We start from the raw sequence: 1102 nt of genomic DNA on the forward strand, positions 1-1102 counted from the left end.
GGGCAGAATACATCAAGTTTGGTCGTACCTTGTTTCGGCAGCTGATCAAACAGGGCTTGCGTGCTGGGCTTGACCCATTGGGATTTGCCAAACTGGCTTTGGAAAGAAACGATGTATTCTTGTTCGGACAAGCCCAATGCCTGCGCGAGCAGTTTGGCGGTATGGTGGCACTCGTCAGGATAGGGGTCGCCGTCGTCGTGATGCTTTTGCGGAATGCCGTGGAAACTCAACATCAGTTTTTCGCCGCGTCCGTTTTGGGCCCAATAGGCTTCAATATGCTGCTTCATGGCTTGAATATAGGCGGCATCGTCGTAATAACGGGAGACAGTGCGGACGCTCATTTGGTTGCGTTGCAGCAATAACTCTTGAAATACTTTATCCAAAGCCGCGCCGGTAGAAGAGCCGGCATATTGCGGATAGAGCGGAATGACCAGCAATTTGCCTACGCCTTGGGCTTTGAGTTCCGCCAAAACGTCGGCAACGCTTGGATTGCCGTAAGTCATGGCATGACGGACGATGACATCGGGCAAATGTTTGGCCAGGGCTTCTGCTTGGCGGCGCGTGTAAACCTCAAGCGGCGAACCTTCTTTAAACCAAACTTTTTCATAGGCATGCGCGCTTTTTTTCGGGCGAAAAGTCAATACCAAGCCGCGCAATATCGGTTGCCATAGGAGCTTGGGCAGTTCGACAACACGTTGATCGGACAGAAATTCTTTCAAGTAGGGCTTGACTGCGGCAGCAGTGGGCGCGTTAGGCGTTCCGAGGTTGAGCAGTAGGACTGCGGTACGGTTTTGTGCGGTGTAGGTTAAGGGAGGTTCGGTATGGAAACGGGACATGATTGTGCTTTATTAATTAAGAATATTGAGGCCGTCTGAAAAGCAGTGTGAATTAAAACCTGATTTCAGACGGCCTTTTAAAGAATTAATCCACACCGCGGGCGCGGTTTTCATGGAATTGCGCCTGCCAATCGGTAAATTTGCCTTGCTCGATGGCTTCGCGCATTTCTGCCATGATGACTTGGTAGAAGTGCAGATTGTGGATGGTGTTGAGCTGTGCGCCCAAGATTTCGCCGACACGGTGCAGATGGTGCAGGTAGGAGCGG

Annotated in this window: 2 protein-coding genes; both read right to left on the reverse strand. The window is 51.4% G+C overall.

The window, feature by feature from the left end:
* Nucleotides 1-836: ferrochelatase (gene hemH, locus ACTHS3_RS14090; protein ID WP_440368261.1), on the reverse strand; the 836-nt coding region annotated here is incomplete at its 3' end.
* A gap of 85 nt (nucleotides 837-921) precedes the next feature.
* Nucleotides 922-1102: tRNA-guanine transglycosylase (locus tag ACTHS3_RS14095; protein WP_440368262.1), on the reverse strand; the 181-nt coding region annotated here is incomplete at its 5' end.

Source organism: Neisseria sp. P0009.S007, assembly GCF_051962515.1.